The sequence below is a fragment of the Nocardia sp. NPDC046763 genome, from assembly GCF_040645495.1.
Lineage (GTDB): Bacteria > Actinomycetota > Actinomycetes > Mycobacteriales > Mycobacteriaceae > Nocardia.
The window spans coordinates 232,574-248,857 of the sequence record NZ_JBEYYI010000007.1 but is presented as its reverse complement, the minus strand read 5'-3'; the positions used below and the strand labels follow the sequence as shown (position 1 = coordinate 248,857).

Below are 16,284 nucleotides of genomic sequence, written 5' to 3'. Positions count from 1 at the left end.
CCTCACCCGCGAACGATGTGACTGTGAGGTAGCAAAGAGCCACCCTCATTGGTCGGGCGCAGTGGACAGCGGCTAGCGTTGACTCGAGCGCATCGCACGCCGACCGTGTCCGATGCCTACGGTTACAAGCCTGAGAGGGATCCTTCCGTGCCCGCTGAGAACATCATCAACGTCGACGACGACGCCAAGCCGGTACTGCAATACCCGGGCGGCGAGTACCCGATGACCGTCGCCAAGGCTGTCGAGGGCAATGACGGAATCGACCTGGGCAAGCTGCTCGCCAGCACCGGGTACGTCACCTATGACCCCGGTTTCATGAACACTGCCTCGACCAAGTCGGCCATCACCTACATCGACGGCGAGGCGGGCATCCTGCGCTACCGCGGGTACCCGATCGAGCAGCTGGCCGGTAAGTCGACCTTCATCGAGGTCAGCTACCTGCTGATCTACGGCGAGCTGCCGACCCAGGCCCAGCTCGACGACTTCACCGACCGGATCCGCCGGCACACCCTGCTGCACGAGGACCTGAAGCGGTTCTTCGACGGCTTCCCGCGCAACGCGCACCCGATGCCGGTGCTGTCCTCCGCGGTCAACGCGCTATCGGCCTACTACCAGGACTCGCTGGACCCGCGCGACCCCGAGCAGGTCGAGCTGTCCACCATCCGACTACTCGCCAAGCTGCCGACCATCGCGGCCTACGCGTACAAGAAGTCGGTCGGCCAGCCGTTCCTGTACCCGGACAACTCGCTGTCGCTGGTGGAGAACTTCCTGCGGATGACCTTCGGCTTCCCGGCCGAGCCCTACGAGGTCGACCCGGAGATCGCCGCGGCGCTGGACATGCTGCTCATCCTGCACGCCGACCACGAGCAGAACTGCTCGACTTCGACTGTGCGCCTGGTGGGTTCGTCCGACGCCAACCTGTTCACCTCCGTTTCCGGCGGCATCAACGCGCTGTGGGGCCCGCTGCACGGCGGCGCCAACCAGGCCGTGCTGGAGATGCTGGACGACATCAAGGCCCAGGGCGGCGACGTCAAGGAGTTCGTCCGCAAGGTCAAGAACAAGGAAGACGGCGTGAAGCTCATGGGCTTCGGGCACCGCGTCTACCGCAACTACGACCCGCGCGCCACCCTGGTCAAGCAGGTCGCGGACAACATCCTGTCCAAGATCGGCGGCGACGACCAGCTGCTCGACATCGCCAAGGCCCTCGAAGAGGCCGCCCTGACCGATGAGTACTTCATCGAGCGTCGCCTGTACCCGAACGTCGACTTCTACACCGGCGTCATCTACCGGGCCATGGGCTTCCCGACCCGCATGTTCACCGTGCTCTTCGCCATGGGCCGCCTGCCGGGCTGGATCGCCCACTGGCGCGAAATGCACCGCGAGCCGCTGAAGATCGGCCGTCCGCGCCAGATCTACACCGGCTACGGCGAGCGCGACTACGTGCAGATCAACGGTCGCTGACCCCGACGGGCCCGGTGCCCGAAGGGTTTCCGAAGAACCCCGCCGCAACACTTCGTTGCGGCGGGGTTCTTCGTTTAAAAGGACTTGTCGAGAATCCTGCCGGGGTGCGACGGCAATCTTGTTCCCGTGGGCCGGAAACGATCTCAGCTTCGGTGTCACCTGCCGCGGGGGCGCGGCAGGTGACACCGGAGAAAATCGGGTGCAGGGCCCGGTAATACGTGGGATGTTCGGGGTATGGCATCGACGACTGGCATTACCGTGCGTTCGGCGCGAGCGGACGAGCGGGCGGAGATCATCCGGCTCTCGGAGATCTGCTTCGGGATGCGGGTCGGCCCGGCCGATCTGGAATACGGCGACGGCGTCTTTCCGACCGAGCGGGCCCTGGTGGCGGTGGACGGCGATCGCATAGTCGGGCACACCAACGACCGCACCATGACCCTCACCGTGCCCGGCGCGCGCACCGTGCAGGCCTGCGGCGTCACCAGCGTCGTGGTCGCGCCCACTCATCGGCGGCGCGGCATTCTGCGGGCGCTCTACACCGAGCAGCATCGGCGCACCGAGGCCGAGGGCATACCGCTCACCATCTTCACCGCCAGTGAGGGCACCATCTACGGCCGCTTCGGCTACGGCCCGTCCATTGTCGAGAACGAGATCTCCGTGCGCGGTCGCACCGCCGAATTCCGTTCCACCACACCGGATCCCGGCGGCGTGCAGGTCGCCGATCCGGAAGAGGCGAAGCTCCGGTTGCCCGAGATCTACGACCGCTGGCGGCGGCTGGTCCCGGGTGCGCAGGCGCGGCCCGCGGCCCGCTGGCAGCAGCGGTTCTTCGCCGATGCCGTGCAGAGCGAGGAGAGCTCACCGCAGTTCTTCCTGATCCATCCGGACGGCTACGCCATCCTGCGACGCGCCTGGCACCGGGACAAGAACACCGCCTCCGTCCGCGAATTGCGGGCGGTCACAGCTGAAGCCCATGCGGCGCTGTGGCGGGTGCTGCTGAGCCTGGATCTGGTGGACACGGTCGAGGCCGCGCTGAGCGATAACGATCCACTCCCCTACCTGGTCACGAATCCGCGCCTGGTGCGCGTCACCGGCCGCCGCGACGCGCTGTGGACCCGGGTCATGGACGTCCCCGCCGCCCTCACCGCCCGCACCTACCAGCGGGATCTGGATATCGTGCTGGCCGTGGACGATCCGTTCCGCGACGCGGGCGGCAGCTTCGCACTGCGGGTGCGCGACGGTATCGCCGAGTGCGCGCCCACCGGCCGCACCCCGGATCTCGAACTCGGCATAGATGTACTCGGCAGCCTCTACTTCGGCGCGTACCGGGCCCGGGTCTTCGCCGCCGCCAACCGGATCCAGGCCAAGGACACGGCCGTGCTGCGCGCGTTCGACGAGGCGTTCACCGCCGAACGCGACGCCGAACTCGGCTGGTTCTTCTGAGCGGATGGACGAAAACGGCTGCCGACGCTGTCGAACAGCAGCGCGCGCGGTGGCGACCGGGATGTGCCTGTCATAAGTCATGCTGACGCAGCTGGGCCCACCGATAGTCGCATTACTTTGCTCAAAATTCGCTCCTCATTCTTTCCTTGCCAGAAAGAATGAGTAGAGCTGCATGAGCTGAGATTGCGCGACATTAGCGACGAGTCAAAGCGTCAAACCGCATTTCAGGGCATTTCACCCGATTCGGGCGAGGGCCATCCCTGGCGAGTTCAGGGTTTTCCCGGTGGTGGGTGAGCACCGGACGCTGGCATGCTGGGGTACGTGAAACCCATCCAGTTGATACTCAACGTCCTGTGGCTCGTGCTGGTCGGATTCTGGATGGCCATCGGCTATGTCATCGCCGGACTGATCTGCTGCGTGCTGATCGTGACCATCCCGTGGGGGGTCGCGTCCTTCCGCATCGCCAATTTCGTGCTCTGGCCCTTCGGCCGGGAAGCGGTGGAGAAGCCGAGCGCGGGCGTGGGCTCGATGCTCGGCAACATCATCTGGATCATCGTGGCGGGCTGGTGGCTGGCGCTGGGTCATCTGATGACCAGCATCGCCCTCGCCGTCACCATCATCGGGATTCCGTTCGCCTGGGCCAATCTCAAGCTGATCCCGATCTCCCTGTTTCCCCTGGGCCGCGAAATCGTCGACAGCGACCGGCGTTTCGGCTATTGAGTCACTCGGATTCGTCGACGATCTGCTTCATGATCCCGACCGCCTCGGCGAGCACGCCGACCTGGGCGGGGGACAGCCGGGACAGCTGATCGGTCATCCACGCCTCGCGGGCCTGGTTCTCGTCGGCGATCAGGGCCCGCCCGGCGTCGGACAGCGACACGATGATCTGCCGTCCGTCGGTGGGGTGCGGGTTGCGTTCCACCAGATCCATTTCCGACAGCGAGGCAATGACCCGTGTCATCGATGGCGGCTGCACCCGCTCCTTGGCGGCCAGCATGCCCGGCGTCATGGCGCCCTCCCGATTCAGCGTGGCGAGCGCGGACAGCTGGGTCAGCGAAATCTGGGCATCGGCCCGCCGGCCTCGCAGATGTCGAGTCAAGCGCACCACCGCCAGCGAAAGTTCACCGGCGAGCGCTCGAATGTCGGAAGGCGTTGTCACAGAGGCAAACGATACGGGACCGCCCGCGCGGGAGTCGGCTGTTCCGGTGCGTGCGGGCGGGCCGCCCCGGCGCGCCACCCGAACCGGGCCATCCCCTCTAGTCTGGTGGGGTGACCACGCCGCCCGTTCCGGAGATCCCCCCGCGCTTCACCGATCCGCGCCCGGTACTGGCCGTGGGCACCATCGGTTTCCTGATCGCGACGGTGGCGGTGTGGGGGAACGACGCGTGGGCCACTGCGCGGCCGGTATGTCTGATGGGTCTGGCGGTGGGTCTGCTCGGCTACACGATCTTCACGATTCAACGCCGGGCCGCGCGGCGCGGGGACAAAGGCGCACAGCTCGGTCTGGATTAGCGGGGCCCGGGTCCGGATTAGCGCTCGAAGCGACCGGTCGGCCGTCCGGAGGGTCTGACAAAACGAACTTGCGGACCGTGCGAATTGACTGCACGCGCCTCGGAGGCTTAACTCCCTGGAGTGTCCTCCCGATTGAGCGTCGAAGAACGACGGGCCCACCTTATCGAGGCAGCCATCGGCCTTGCCGAAAAAAAGGGCGTGGCAGGAGTTACCACGCGCGATGTTGCCCAGGCAGCCGGTGTTTCCCTCGGTGTGGTGCATTACTGTTTCGAAAACAAAGATCAGCTGATGACCGAGCTGGTCAAGGCGCTCTCGATGGAATTGCGCGATTCCGTCGATGCCAACGAAACGGTATGGCAGGACGTCGGAACCGGAAAAGAAGCGCTACAACAATTGGTGCGCGCCGGTCTGGAACTCATGTGGCTCAACATCGAAGCCACTCCGGAACGCCAACTACTCACCTACGAAACCACCACCTACGCCCTACGCGAAGGCGAACAGACCCCCGCGAAACTCGCCATCGCACGGGAGCAGTACACCTTCAACGACTCCACGGTCGCCGACGTCATCGAACACGCGCGCGAAGCCACCGGCACCTCCTGGACCGTCTCCGTCGACACCCTGTCCCGTTTCATCCTGGCCGCCATCGACGGCATCGTGCTGCGCTGGCTGGTCGACAACGACAGCGCCGCTGTCCGTCAGCAGTTGGACGTCCTCGCCACCACCGTGGCAGCCCACGCGGCCTGACCCGGGCCTCCCCCGCTCCGGCGCGGGCACTGTGCAGCATCGCCCGCGCCGGACCCGAATTCGCCTGCCCGCCTGTGTATCTCATCCAGGCCGGGCCCGCGTACGGCCTTTCGGGCCGCCGCGAACCCTCAGCGGCGCGAGAAGTTCTGCGGCTGCGCCTGCACGTGGGTGATATCGCCCTCCCGCCACCACGCGACCGTCACCGTGGCCTCGAACGCACCCGTCAGCCGGACCCGGAGTTCGTCGTGCACCACGAGATCGCCTGTGGGCAACGGCAAGTCGAACTGCAGGCGCAGCAGCACGCCCAGCGGCTCGGCGGTCCAGCTGGTCTCCCGGCCGGTGCTCACCACCTCCGCCGTCACCGCCTCGGAGGCCAGCGGCAGATCCAGCAGCGTGGCCAGCGGGCGCGCCGACGCCAGGTCACCCACGACCAGCCGATCGGCGGGCAGCGCCGGGCCCAGCCACGGGCGATCCAGCACCAGGGCGTCCGCGGCCGGGATCACCTCGCCGGTCAGGGCGCGCACCTGACCCGGCAGTACCAGATCCTCGGTGTCCAAGCGGCCCGCGTCGAGGGCCTCCGCCAGATGCCGGTACGTCTGTGAAATCGATTCCGGGGTGGGCATTCTCGCCGGATCGGCGAGGGCGTCGAGAAGTTCCTCGGCCAGCGCGGGGGTGAGCACCTCCGGGTCGGCGAGCACGGCGCGCAGCACCGCCAGATCGTTCGCGTCGAAGCCCGGCAGCTGCGGGAGCAGACCCGCGAACAGGGTGTCGTCCGGGTGGCGCAGCAGGCCCAGCGGAATACCATCGATGTGGGCGTGATGGCGCAGCCACCACGCGGTGTAGCCGTCGCGGTCCGCGAGCAGCCGGCGAGTCGTCTCGTCGGACAGCAACAGCCGCAGCGCCTCCGGCCATTCGGCGTCGTCCACCAGGTCCAGGTCGCGGACGGCCACCAGTTCGGCCGGATCCTCGGCCAGGCCCTCCCACCAGGTCTCCTCGTCGTCGAGGTGGTGGTCCGGGCCGGTCGGATCCGACTCGGCGACCAGGGTGAAGCTCCAGCCGACACCGATGGCGCGCAGGGCCTCCGGGCCGTAGCGCTCGAGCACGCCGGCGTCCACGGTGGTGAAGGGCGAATCCTCGACGAGCACGCGGGCCAGCGGCGCTCCGGGCAGCAGCAGTTCGTCGGCCGGCGTCGATTCGCCGTCGACATCGGGCAATTCGACCAGACCCAGCCAGGACGGGAGCACACCCGGTGCGGCCAGGGTGGTGGCCGCCAGCCTCAGCACCGCGTCGACGGTGTCCGGATCGCCCGGATCGTCCTCCAGCACCGCCTGCAGCCCGGCGTCATTGAGCAGATCCTCCGGCGCGGCCGGGCGCGCGCCCAGCCGGCCCAGCAGCTCGTGCACAGCCTCCGGATGCACCAGGCGTGCCCAGTGCACCGGAATCGCCTGTTCCAGACGGTCATCCAGCACTACCGTGCGCGGCCCGGTCACCAGGCGGCCGTCGGTCAGCGGTACCGCCAGCGCGCCCAGCTCCTCCACCGCCAGCGGATCCACCGCGAACGGCTCCAGGGCGTCGTAGAGCGAATACCACCACTGCGGTTCACGTTCCAGGCTGCTCGAGAGCTCGGCGATCCGGGCCAGGCCGATCCGGTGCACATCCAGCACGGCGAGGGCGTCGGCGTACATGCGGCCCGACAGCTCCGGAATCACCAGCGGGCCGACCATGTCCGCCAGCAAGTCGGCCAATTCCACGGTCGCACCGGTGAATACGGTGGCCCGGCGCGGCGAGGCGACATTCGCCCGCGAATCTCCACCCGCCCCGGGGGTTTCGGTGATCGCCGACTCATCCACAACCATCCCCAGGTCCGCTGGGGATGGTTCTTCGAACTCGGTCGGGTCGAAGGTCGCGACCACATCGTGCGGTCCGATGGCGTCGTGGGGTTCGACCGTGTCGCCGGGCGCTTCGTCCTGGGCCGGAAGATCCCACAGCGGCAGGGTTTCCTGCTCCCATGCCGCGCTCGCCTTGGCGGTCGGCGCGGCAGCGGCGTCGACGTCCGGCGCGGCGGCCAGTTCGAGCGCGGCCGCGGTATCGGGATCACCCGATGCCTGCACCCGACCGGCCTCGACACCGTGACCGGCCGGCGCGTCGGCTGCCGCCTCGCCGATCGCGGCGTCGAATTCCTCTGGCGCCGGCGCGTATTCGGCAGCGCGCTCCGGGCGGCCGGTGAGGACCGGAAGCCACTCGTTGTCGCGGAGCTCGGCGATCAGGGCCTCGCGGAGCAGGCCGTCGGCCTCGCTGCGGGCGAAGCCGGGAGTCGGGACCAGGACCAGGCGGTCGCGTGGCGGCAGGGCGCGAGCGAACGCGGCGTAACCGGCGGCGAGGGCGGTCAGGTGCGCACCGGGGAGCAGGCGGCGGCGGTCCGGCTGCATGGGGATATCGGCGATGACCAGGGCCGGGATGGACAGCTCCTCATCGGAGCGGGTGGGTGCGCGCAGCACATCGGGCCGGGTGGCGATCGGGCGGCCGTCGCGCACGGGCAGCAGCCAGCGGGCGCGTTCGGTGCGATACTGCCACCACACGCGCTCATCGGAATTCGGGCCGGTGACCCGCAGTTCCGTGAGGCCGTCACCGAGTTCCCGCTCGGCACTGGCGATCTCGTCGTCACCGATCCGGATGGCGTGCAGCGCGAGCAATTCCAGCAGCAGATCGGCCGCCTCCGACCGCATCTCCGCGAGCAGGGCGACGGTGTCCACGTTCTCGCGCAACCGCAGCACGATCTCGCTGTCGAAGCCGTTCGCGGGCTTCTCCGCGGTGGCCCAGGCCAGTCGCAGCGCGGGCGGCTCGAAATCGCCCGGCGTCTCCGGAATCGCGATGCCCTCCACGCCGAGCAGCGCCCAGGTCTCCGCCCGCGAAAACCGCACCGAGCCACCGGTCGAGCGGAACTCCACCTCGTCCGACACCGTCAGCACGGCGGTGAATCCCACGCCGAACTGCCCGACGGCCGCGGCGGCCGTCTTCCCCGAGGCGCGCAGCGCGGTGAGCGCGTGCACGCCCGAAACATCCAGCGGTGCACCGGTATTGGCCACATGCAGGGTACGGCCGTCCAGCCACACCGCGATCCGCCCGTCGACGCCCGCCTTGGCGGCCGCGTCAGCGGCGTTCTGCGCCAGCTCGGTCAGCAACCTGTCCCGGTATCCGGCCCGGACCAGGTCCGCCTCCGTGGCGGCGTCCTCCCGCAACCGGGTGGGCGACCCGCGCCAGGCGGCCACCACCCCGGCCCGCAGTTCCGCCGTCCCGAACGGATCCCCCGCATCGGTCGCGACCACGCCCTACACCCCTTCCGCACAACCGTTGATGGCACGCCAGAGCCAAGCATCCGGGTATCTCACAGAACTCCGGCACGATCCATCGAAAACCGCACCCGCCGCCGGGAATCCGGTGGCGCTACAACCTAGCCGGGCGATCGCCTCAGCGCGACTCGGCCGAACCGGTCTCGGGCTCCACCGGCACCGCATTCACGGCCCACGCATCGTCGTACACCGCATCCGGATCACCCGCCTCGAACAACCCGGCCGCGCCGGAATCGTCCGCAGCCACCGTCTTCTCGGATGCTCCCGCAGCCTCGCCGTTCTCGGACGCTCGTGCGGCCTCGCCGCTCTCGAGCACCACCGAAACAGCGGCGACCTCGACGTCCGCATCGACTACACCTGCCCGCGCATCCGCGGCATCAGCCAGGTCTGCCGCCGGATCAGCGTCAGCCGCAACACTCGTATCCGCGGCGACCGCGTCGGTCTCCACAGCCCGAACCGCGCCAGATTCGTCCGTCTCGCCCGATTCCACCTGGGCCACGACGGCAAGTTCAGTTGCCGCGGCCTCGATAGTCGTGGCAGCGTCGGCGGTCGCATCGGCGTCGGCCGTCGCGTCGGCGGCATCAGCTGTCACGGCGGCATCGGCCAGGGTGGGCGTCGAATCAGTGTCGCTCGCAGGCGCTTCCGCACCCGCTATCTCGCCGGAATCGTCTGTTTCGCCGGGCTCGGCGGATGCTGCTTCCAGCGCGGCGGTTTCGGTGTGGAGGTCGGCGGTCGGGAACAGGTCCACGGCGGCGTCGTCGTAGGCCTCGTAGAGGGGAGAGCCGCCGCCGGTGGGGAGTTCGACGTCGGAGTGAGCGCCGCAGCCGTAGGCGACGTGGACCACATGGCCGTCGGCGCCCATGGCATTGGCGCAGACGCCGAAGGCGGCATGCAGGGCGCCGGCAATCGGGACGAAGAAGGCGCAGCGGCCACAGGTGGACGGCGCGGCGCGGGCCATGTCGGTGTCGGGGCCGTATTCGGAGAACCAGCGGTCGGCGGCCTCCTCGCGACCCTCGCGGGAGAGCACCTGGGTGCGGCCGAGCCCGATCTCGAGGGCGACCTCGTCGACGGCCGGGTCACCGGTGGCGACATAGCCGGGCACCAGGCGCGGGTCGCCGAGCGGCGGGGCCAGCAGATCACCCGGCGCGAGATCGCCGGGGCGGATGCGCTGATCCCACGGAATGAAGTCGGGCGCAACCAGCGCGTCCGGCCCGGGCAGCAGCGCCGACTCGCTCACCGTGGCGCTGGTCGCCTCCGGCGGCGCGGCCACCACGACCGCCCACTGCCAGCCGCGATAGCCGGGCAGCGTCGCCTCGAAGTGATGGGTGGCCGAGGATTCGTCCTCGCCGGTCACGCCCAGATGCGCGCCCACCCCGACCGGTTCCAGGTCCAGGAGCGCACGGCGGGCCAGCTCGACCGCCTCCGCCAGGATCGGCCGCATACCGGACTCCGAAACTCCAACCGCGCTCACGCCCTACATTTTGCCGTATGGAGCGTAAACGCCGTGCACCGGTAGCGGCCGCCACGATCATGCTGTCCGCGGCCCTGGCCCTGGCCGCGACCGCGACCGGCTGCACCAGCACTGACAACACGCCGAAGCTGCGGGTCGAGGTGGTCGCCACCCGGCCGCACGACCCGGGTGCGTTCACCGAGGGCTTGGAGGTCGACGGGTCGGTTCTCTACGAGAGCACCGGACTCGCCGGCAATTCCTATATCCGGGCCACGGACCTGAACACCGGCGCCGAACTCGCCCGCGCCGACCTGCCCGCACCCCTGTTCGGCGAGGGCATCACCCGGGCCGGCGACGTGCTGTGGCAGCTCACCTACAAGGACGGCGTGGCCATCGCCCGCGACCCGGGCACCCTCGCGGAACTGCGCACCACACATTTCGACGGTGAGGGCTGGGGCCTGTGCACCCGGGACAATCGCGTGGTCATGAGCAATGGCAGCTCGACCCTCACCTTCCGCGATCCGCAGACCTTCGCGATCACCGGGACTATGGCGCTTACCAGCCACAAGGACGCCAGGCTCAATGAACTGGATTGTGCCCCCGACGGTTCCGTCTACGCCAACACCTGGCCGACCAACACCATCCTGCGCATCGATCCGGGCACCGGCGAGGTGCTCGCCACGATCGACGCCTCCGGCCTGCTCCCCGACAGCGCCCGCACCCCCGACACCGATGTCCTCAACGGCATCACCCACCTCCCCGGCACCGACCACTTCCTTCTCACCGGCAAGAAGTGGCCGACGTCCTATGAAGTGCGTTTCGTACCCGCCTGAGCGGGTCCCTCGCGACCGGTCGCCGCGAACTTGTGGCGGCCCACACCGGCCGTAGTGCAGCCACCGGCCGACGGCACTGCAAGAATTGGGTGCGTGACTCCTCCCCGTGACCCCGGTGCCGACCCAGGTCGCTGGGGCGACGAGGACTCTCCCATGATCGAACGGCACCCGGGGTACGACCGCTATCCGCCCGCCAACCGCGCGGGCCGTCGACCCGTCCCGCCGGGCGACGAGAACGAAGTGCCGGAATTCCTGGCCCGGCGTACGTCCGCGCGTCCCACCGACCCGCCGTCGAGGTCACGCGGCGAATCTCCCTCGAGCCCTGGTGGCGAACCCGAGGGCCGGACCTCGCGCTGGGCGCGCCGCCGCCACGACAAGGCCGAAACTCACGACAGGGCCAAGGACAACCCACCGACTCGGCCGTACGAGACCCAGCCGCCCGAGGGAACTGCGAGCGAGCCGCAAGCGTGGCAGCAGCCGCACGACTTCGGCACCACGCGGCGGGTGCGCTACGACCCGGAGTCCGGATACTCCCCGGAGTCCAAGCGCTCGCACCGCCACGAGCGCTCGCACGACCCCGAAGGGTACGACGCGGAGTCCACGTCTCGATCCCGGCGACACGAGCCGGAATCCGCGCCGCCCGCACACCGCGATCAGGGTCATCCGACGCGCCCCGACGACACGCGGCACGCGCACACCGAACCGCCGCACCCGGAAACGGCTCACACGCAATCGTTTTCACCCGAAGCCGCCCCGGATGCCCAGGACAGCGGCGGGCTGCACAAGCCGCCCCGCAAACTGACCGTCACCCGGGTCGCGGCGCGCCGCAGCATCGAGCTGACGCAGAGCGGTTTCGCGACCTTCCAGCGCGCCGCCAAGGCCGACGGGGCGGAGGAGTCGGGTCTCACCGCGCTCATCTACGCCACCATGGCCAACTTCGCCACCGACGCCGCGATCGCGGTGGCCCTGGCCAACACGCTGTTCTTCGCGAGCGCCACGGCGGAATCCAAAACCAAAGTGGCGCTGTACCTCTTGATCACGATCGCGCCGTTCGCGGTGATCGCCCCGGTCATCGGCCCCATGCTGGACCGCCTGCAACGCGGTCGCCGGGTCGCGCTGGCGGGCTCGTTCGCGCTGCGTGTGTTCATCGCCGGGCTGCTCATCTTCAATATCGACAACTGGGCGCTGTACCCGCTCGCCCTGTGCATGATGATCCTCAGCAAGTCGTTCTCGGTGCTGAAGTCCGCGGTGACCCCGCGCGTGCTGCCACCGGGAATGGACCTGGTGCGCACCAATTCCCGGCTCACCGTCTTCGGCCTGGTCGGCGGCACGCTGGGCGCGGGCGGCGTGGCCGCGCTGATCGCCAAGCTGACCGGCTCGACCGGTGCACTGCTCTTCGCCGCCGCGCTCGCGGCCGCGGGCGCGTATCTGAGCCTGCGCATCCCGTCCTGGGTCGAGGTCACCGAGGGCGAGGTCCCGGCCACCCTCGGGTATCACGGCAACGACGCCCGCACCGAGGTGCTCGACCCCAACCGGGCCGACCAGGTGCAGCCCAGCAAACGCCGTCAGCCACTGGGCCGTTCGGTGGTGACCGGGTTGTGGGGCAATAGCACCGTGCGCGTCCTCACCGGCTTCCTCACCTTCTACGGCGCGTTCGTGGCCAAGGCCACCGAGCATCGTCCGGTGCAGCAGATCGCCATGCTGGGCGTGATCGGCGCGGCCGCGACCATCGGTAACTTCACCGGCAATGCGAGCGGCGCGCGCATGAAACTCGGCCGCCCGCAACTGATCGTGTTGAGCTGCACCATCGCCTGCGTGGCGGTCGCGATCGTGGCGGCCCTGCTGGACAACCTGATGGGCGCGGCGATCGCGACCATGGTCGCCGCGTGCGCGAGCGCGCTGGCCAAGGTCTCCCTCGATGCCGCCATCCAGGACGATCTGCCGCCGGAATCGATCGCCTCCGGTTTCGGCCGCTCGGAGACCGTGCTGCAGCTGTCCTGGGTGATCGGCGGTGCGATGGGCGTGATGCTGCCGCCGACCTGGTGGATCGGTTTCACCGTGGTCGCGTCGGCGATGGCGCTGGGCTTGATCCAAACCGTGGTCAGCTACCGTGGTCATTCGCTGCTGCCTGGTTTGGGCGGTAACCGACCTCAGCACGCCAAGCAGGAGATCCCCGCCGCGCACGGCGCGGGGGAACCCACCCAGTGACGGACAGGAAACCCCGGTGAACCAACCCAAAGCCCGCACGATCATCGCTCTGCTGGCGGTTCTAGTCGTGGTGGCAGTGGCCTATTTCGCCGCGATCGTGGTCATCGCCCGCCACACCACCAAGCCGGATCCGCAGATCACCGCGTACGCGCACGGGAAGTCGGTGTCGGTGAATCCGTTCCTGTACTGCAATCTCGAGGTGTCGAAGGACCGGCTGGCGTTGGGCAAGTGCAATTCCACCCAGTCCATCTCCGATCTCGATGTGCCCCCGGGCTCGACGGTGCAGATCTCGCTGCCCAAGGAGGTCGCCGACGCGCCGTGGGAAATGCTGATCGGCTACCGCCTGCCGAACAACAAGGCCGACGCGGAGGTCCTGACCTACAAGCAGCCCTGGCGGCTGTCGGGCAAGCCGGAGCGGGATCAGGATCGCAAATACGACAAGCCGCTCACCCTGACCATCAAGACCCCGCCGACCGAGCACGTGCGCCTGGCCATCATGGAACTGCACCTGCCGATTCCCGCCCGGGACGAGAACGGCAACGAGGGTGTCATCTCCCGCGGGATCTGGGCGCTGCACACCCCCGCGTTCGATCCCGCGCTGTTCAGCTGAGATCCGTCCTGCCGCAACAACGTAACGGGCCCCGGTGATGGAATCACCGGGGCCCGTTGGCTTCTCGTCTCGACCTAGTGGTCGAGCTCCCGCGCCACGCCGCGCACCACTTCGGCGATGCGCTGGGCGGTCTTGCGGTCGGGGTACTTGCCGCGGCGGAGATCCGGCTGCACCTTGGTCTCCAGCAGCGTGATCATGTCCTCGATGAGGCCGTGCAACTCGTCGGTACTCTTGCGGTTGATGGGGGCGTCATTGCGCCCGCCGCCGCGACGGTCGCCGCGCTCGCCACGGCCGCCGCGCTCCTCGCGCAGGGACGGGGTCTCCAGCAGCTTCAGCGAAAGCGCCTGCGGGCCACGGCGACCCGCCGCCATTCCGAATTCGACGCGCTGGCCCGGTTTGAGGGCCTCCACGCCATCGGGCAGCGCCGACGATCGAACATAGACGTCCTCGCCCTCATCCTGGGAAAGGAAGCCGAAGCCCTTTTCGACGTCGTACCACTTCACCTTGCCGGTCGGCACTGCGCTCACCCGTTCGTCATTCAAGCCCGGGCAGCCGGGCACATTCGTGGTCGCCGGACGCATGCGCCGGCGACCTTTCCGTTTGCGAAAAGAACGCGCCCCACACAGCTATGCAGGACGCGACTGACACAGAGTCTACCCCGGTGCGAATAGCGCAAGCACATCAGTTTTACGGTTCAGAGGTGTCCGACACTTCTTCCAAGCAGGCCCCTCGCGGTTCCGCGGGCTGGCTGCTGTATATCGCCTTGGGCCTGTTCGCGATTGGATTGCTGGCGGTGTTCGCGATCTTCGGCGTGCATCTGCTGACCGATGCGAAGCCGGGCCTGTGGCTGTATCTGCTCGCCATGTGCGCGCCGCTGGGTTTCCTGCTCTCGGTGGTCTACGCGCTCTGGTCGGGTCGCCGGTCCCGCTGACCGTCCGGGTCAGGATCGGGAGCCTGCCGACACGCGGGCGACGACACGGAGATTGCCCAGTTCGTTACCCGAGCATGCATGTGATCTTCGTCACATAACAAGAAGGTCACAGAGCGGTGACAGACCCCTATCGGCGGGGACTCGCCGTGACCACCTGCGAAGAAGCCATCCGGAACCCCTTGCACCGGTTAGCGACCCGGACAGACACGGCGGTTACCAAATGGTGATTTTTGGCGGCGGTCGTCGTAGTGTCTTCCTCGCCGGGTCAGCCCGGCGCCACCGGCCCGCCGCACCGAACTTCGCCCCGCGGGTACCGGACCCCCAACTGGAGAAAAGGGGCGAAGACGAGGAACAGCGCACATCCAGTGCGCCGGGCCGGACGACCTCTCAGTTCGACCCCGGTAGTCGGCCTCGCAGGCGCGTACGAGAGGAAAGACCCGAAAATGAGTGGACGCCATCGCAAGCCGACCAACACCGGCCGCACTGTCGCCAAGGTTGCCCTGACGGGCATCGCTCTCGGCGGCGCCGGAGTGGCCATGGCAGGTAACGCCAGCGCGGCACCCGACTCCGACTGGGATCGCCTCGCACAGTGCGAAGCCGGCGGCAATTGGGGCATCAACACCGGTAACGGTTTCCAGGGTGGGCTGCAGTTCTCCCCCGGCACCTGGAACGCATCGGGCGGCGGCGAGTACGCCCCCACCGCCAACCAGGCCACCCGCGAGCAGCAGATCGCGGTCGCCGAGAAGGTGCTCGCCACGCAGGGCTGGGGCGCCTGGCCCTCCTGCTCCTCGAGCCTCGGCCTGACCAGTGGTTCCACTCCGCGGACCGCCCCCGCGCCCGCGACCTCGGACACCCCGCAGTGGAACCCGCAGCAGGCGGGCCCCGGCGCCGGCACCGACGGCACCCAGGAGGTCTTCCAGGCCGTGGACCGCGCCATCGCGGTCGCCCAGTCGCAGGGCGTCCAGATCCCGCAGCCCGCACTGGATTTCCTCAACGCCACCAAGGCCAACGGCACCAAGCTGGACCCCGGCGTCGTGAACTTCTTCGAGGCGAACAAGGGCCTGCTGCCGCAGTAGCACCCGTTCCCTCTTCGGAATGCCCCGCATCAATGCCGATGCGGGGCATTCTCGATTTCCGGGGTTGCTGGTGGAACGCCGTGGCGGGGGCAAACTTCGGGTGCCGGAGGGGGCGGTCCCGGTGGCCGCATGCCAGAATGGGCGCGTGGTGAACAAATCGAACAAACCCTATGTCGACAATGGCTGGCCGGACATGGCCAATGGCGATCACGCGGTCACCGAACTCTCGTCGACCCGATCCGGCGGCCTGTCCCCGTATGGCGAGGACACCGAGTTCCCGCTGCCGGCCGATCAGCTGCCCTATGTGCACCCGCACACCATCGTCAACCGCTGATCCGACGCACGACCGACAACCATGCGGTTAACGGCGCTCGTTCCCGGGCGGCCGCCGCGCATACGACCCCAGGCCCGCGGGGCGGGCATAGTGCCCGAAGCCCCACCTACCGCCTGGTCGCCGCGGCGGCCGCTGAACCGCGTCCGCACCGTGCCCGATGAACCGCGCCCGCGCATTGCCCGGCATGCCGGCTGCCCGATGGATCGGGTGAAGTGACCGACCTCCCCACCCCAGCCACGACCGGCGACGCGGCCGCGCCCACCGAACCGGGCTCCGCTCCCGCAGGATCAGCCTCCGCGCCCGCAACATCGGCGACCGCGCCCGCCCGTCCC

General features: G+C 68.7%; 14 protein-coding genes and 1 pseudogene. 11 read left to right on the top strand and 4 right to left on the bottom strand.

Annotation, left to right across the window (positions count from 1 at the left end; genetic code table 11):
* Positions 1 to 147 precede the first annotated feature (147 nt).
* The 3 genes from ABZ909_RS14745 to ABZ909_RS14735 all read left to right on the top strand — a co-directional run bounded on the left by ABZ909_RS14745 (position 148) and on the right by ABZ909_RS14735 (position 3,621).
* Positions 148 to 1,461 (top strand): citrate synthase, encoded by a 1,314-nt coding sequence (locus tag ABZ909_RS14745; protein WP_356999027.1) that lies wholly within the window; start codon positions 148 to 150, stop codon positions 1,459 to 1,461.
* 234 nt (positions 1,462 to 1,695) lie between these two features.
* Entirely contained in the window at positions 1,696 to 2,901 is a 1,206-nt protein-coding gene (locus ABZ909_RS14740) for a GNAT family N-acetyltransferase (RefSeq protein ID WP_356999025.1), read from the top strand.
* Between the two features lie 330 nt (positions 2,902 to 3,231).
* Positions 3,232 to 3,621, top strand: a complete 390-nt coding sequence (locus tag ABZ909_RS14735; RefSeq protein WP_356999267.1) for a YccF domain-containing protein — start codon at positions 3,232 to 3,234, stop codon at positions 3,619 to 3,621.
* A gap of 1 nt (position 3,622) precedes the next feature.
* Here ABZ909_RS14735 and ABZ909_RS14730 read toward each other — a convergent pair whose 3' ends face one another.
* Entirely contained in the window at positions 3,623 to 4,060 is a 438-nt protein-coding gene (locus tag ABZ909_RS14730) for a MarR family transcriptional regulator (RefSeq protein ID WP_356999022.1), read from the bottom strand.
* Positions 4,061 to 4,170: 110 nt separating this feature from the next.
* Here ABZ909_RS14730 and ABZ909_RS14725 point away from each other — a divergent pair, with 110 nt between their 5' ends.
* Positions 4,171 to 4,413, top strand: coding sequence for a DUF2530 domain-containing protein (locus tag ABZ909_RS14725; protein WP_356999020.1), 243 nt, complete (start codon positions 4,171 to 4,173; stop codon positions 4,411 to 4,413).
* Positions 4,414 to 4,545: 132 nt separating this feature from the next.
* Positions 4,546 to 5,160 (top strand): TetR family transcriptional regulator, encoded by a 615-nt coding sequence (locus ABZ909_RS14720; RefSeq protein WP_354830864.1) that lies wholly within the window; start codon positions 4,546 to 4,548, stop codon positions 5,158 to 5,160.
* Positions 5,161 to 5,288: 128 nt separating this feature from the next.
* Here ABZ909_RS14720 and ABZ909_RS14715 read toward each other — a convergent pair whose 3' ends face one another.
* Positions 5,289 to 8,486, bottom strand: coding sequence for an ATP-binding protein (locus ABZ909_RS14715; RefSeq protein WP_356999017.1), 3,198 nt, complete (start codon positions 8,484 to 8,486; stop codon positions 5,289 to 5,291).
* A 763-nt stretch (positions 8,487 to 9,249) separates the two neighbouring features.
* A pseudogene (locus ABZ909_RS14710) lies at positions 9,250 to 9,951 on the bottom strand (DUF3027 domain-containing protein); the annotation flags it as partial.
* Between the two features lie 47 nt (positions 9,952 to 9,998).
* Here ABZ909_RS14710 and ABZ909_RS14705 point away from each other — a divergent pair.
* The 3 genes from ABZ909_RS14705 (at position 9,999) to ABZ909_RS14695 (ending at position 13,611) form a co-directional block, all read left to right on the top strand.
* Complete coding sequence (locus ABZ909_RS14705; protein ID WP_356999014.1) at positions 9,999 to 10,793, top strand: glutaminyl-peptide cyclotransferase; 795 nt, start codon at positions 9,999 to 10,001, stop codon at positions 10,791 to 10,793.
* A gap of 153 nt (positions 10,794 to 10,946) precedes the next feature.
* The gene (locus ABZ909_RS14700) at positions 10,947 to 13,001 is read left to right on the top strand and encodes an MFS transporter (protein WP_356999012.1); all 2,055 of its coding nucleotides are present in this window, start codon (positions 10,947 to 10,949) and stop codon (positions 12,999 to 13,001) included.
* A gap of 16 nt (positions 13,002 to 13,017) precedes the next feature.
* Complete coding sequence (locus tag ABZ909_RS14695; RefSeq protein ID WP_356999010.1) at positions 13,018 to 13,611, top strand: DUF2771 family protein; 594 nt, start codon at positions 13,018 to 13,020, stop codon at positions 13,609 to 13,611.
* Between the two features lie 74 nt (positions 13,612 to 13,685).
* Here the strand turns inward: ABZ909_RS14695 and ABZ909_RS14690 are convergent, their stop codons facing one another.
* Positions 13,686 to 14,129, bottom strand: a complete 444-nt coding sequence (locus ABZ909_RS14690) for a cold-shock protein (RefSeq protein ID WP_356999264.1) — start codon at positions 14,127 to 14,129, stop codon at positions 13,686 to 13,688.
* A gap of 182 nt (positions 14,130 to 14,311) precedes the next feature.
* Here ABZ909_RS14690 and ABZ909_RS14685 point away from each other — a divergent pair, with 182 nt between their 5' ends.
* From ABZ909_RS14685 to ABZ909_RS14675, 3 genes are all read left to right on the top strand, one after another.
* Positions 14,312 to 14,542: a hypothetical protein gene (locus tag ABZ909_RS14685; protein ID WP_356999008.1), complete on the top strand. Its 231-nt coding sequence runs from the start codon at positions 14,312 to 14,314 to the stop codon at positions 14,540 to 14,542.
* A gap of 443 nt (positions 14,543 to 14,985) precedes the next feature.
* Positions 14,986 to 15,618, top strand: coding sequence for a transglycosylase family protein (locus tag ABZ909_RS14680; RefSeq protein ID WP_356999005.1), 633 nt, complete (start codon positions 14,986 to 14,988; stop codon positions 15,616 to 15,618).
* Positions 15,619 to 15,763: 145 nt separating this feature from the next.
* Positions 15,764 to 15,952, top strand: coding sequence for a hypothetical protein (locus ABZ909_RS14675; protein WP_356999003.1), 189 nt, complete (start codon positions 15,764 to 15,766; stop codon positions 15,950 to 15,952).
* The last annotated feature ends 332 nt before the right edge of the window (positions 15,953 to 16,284 follow it).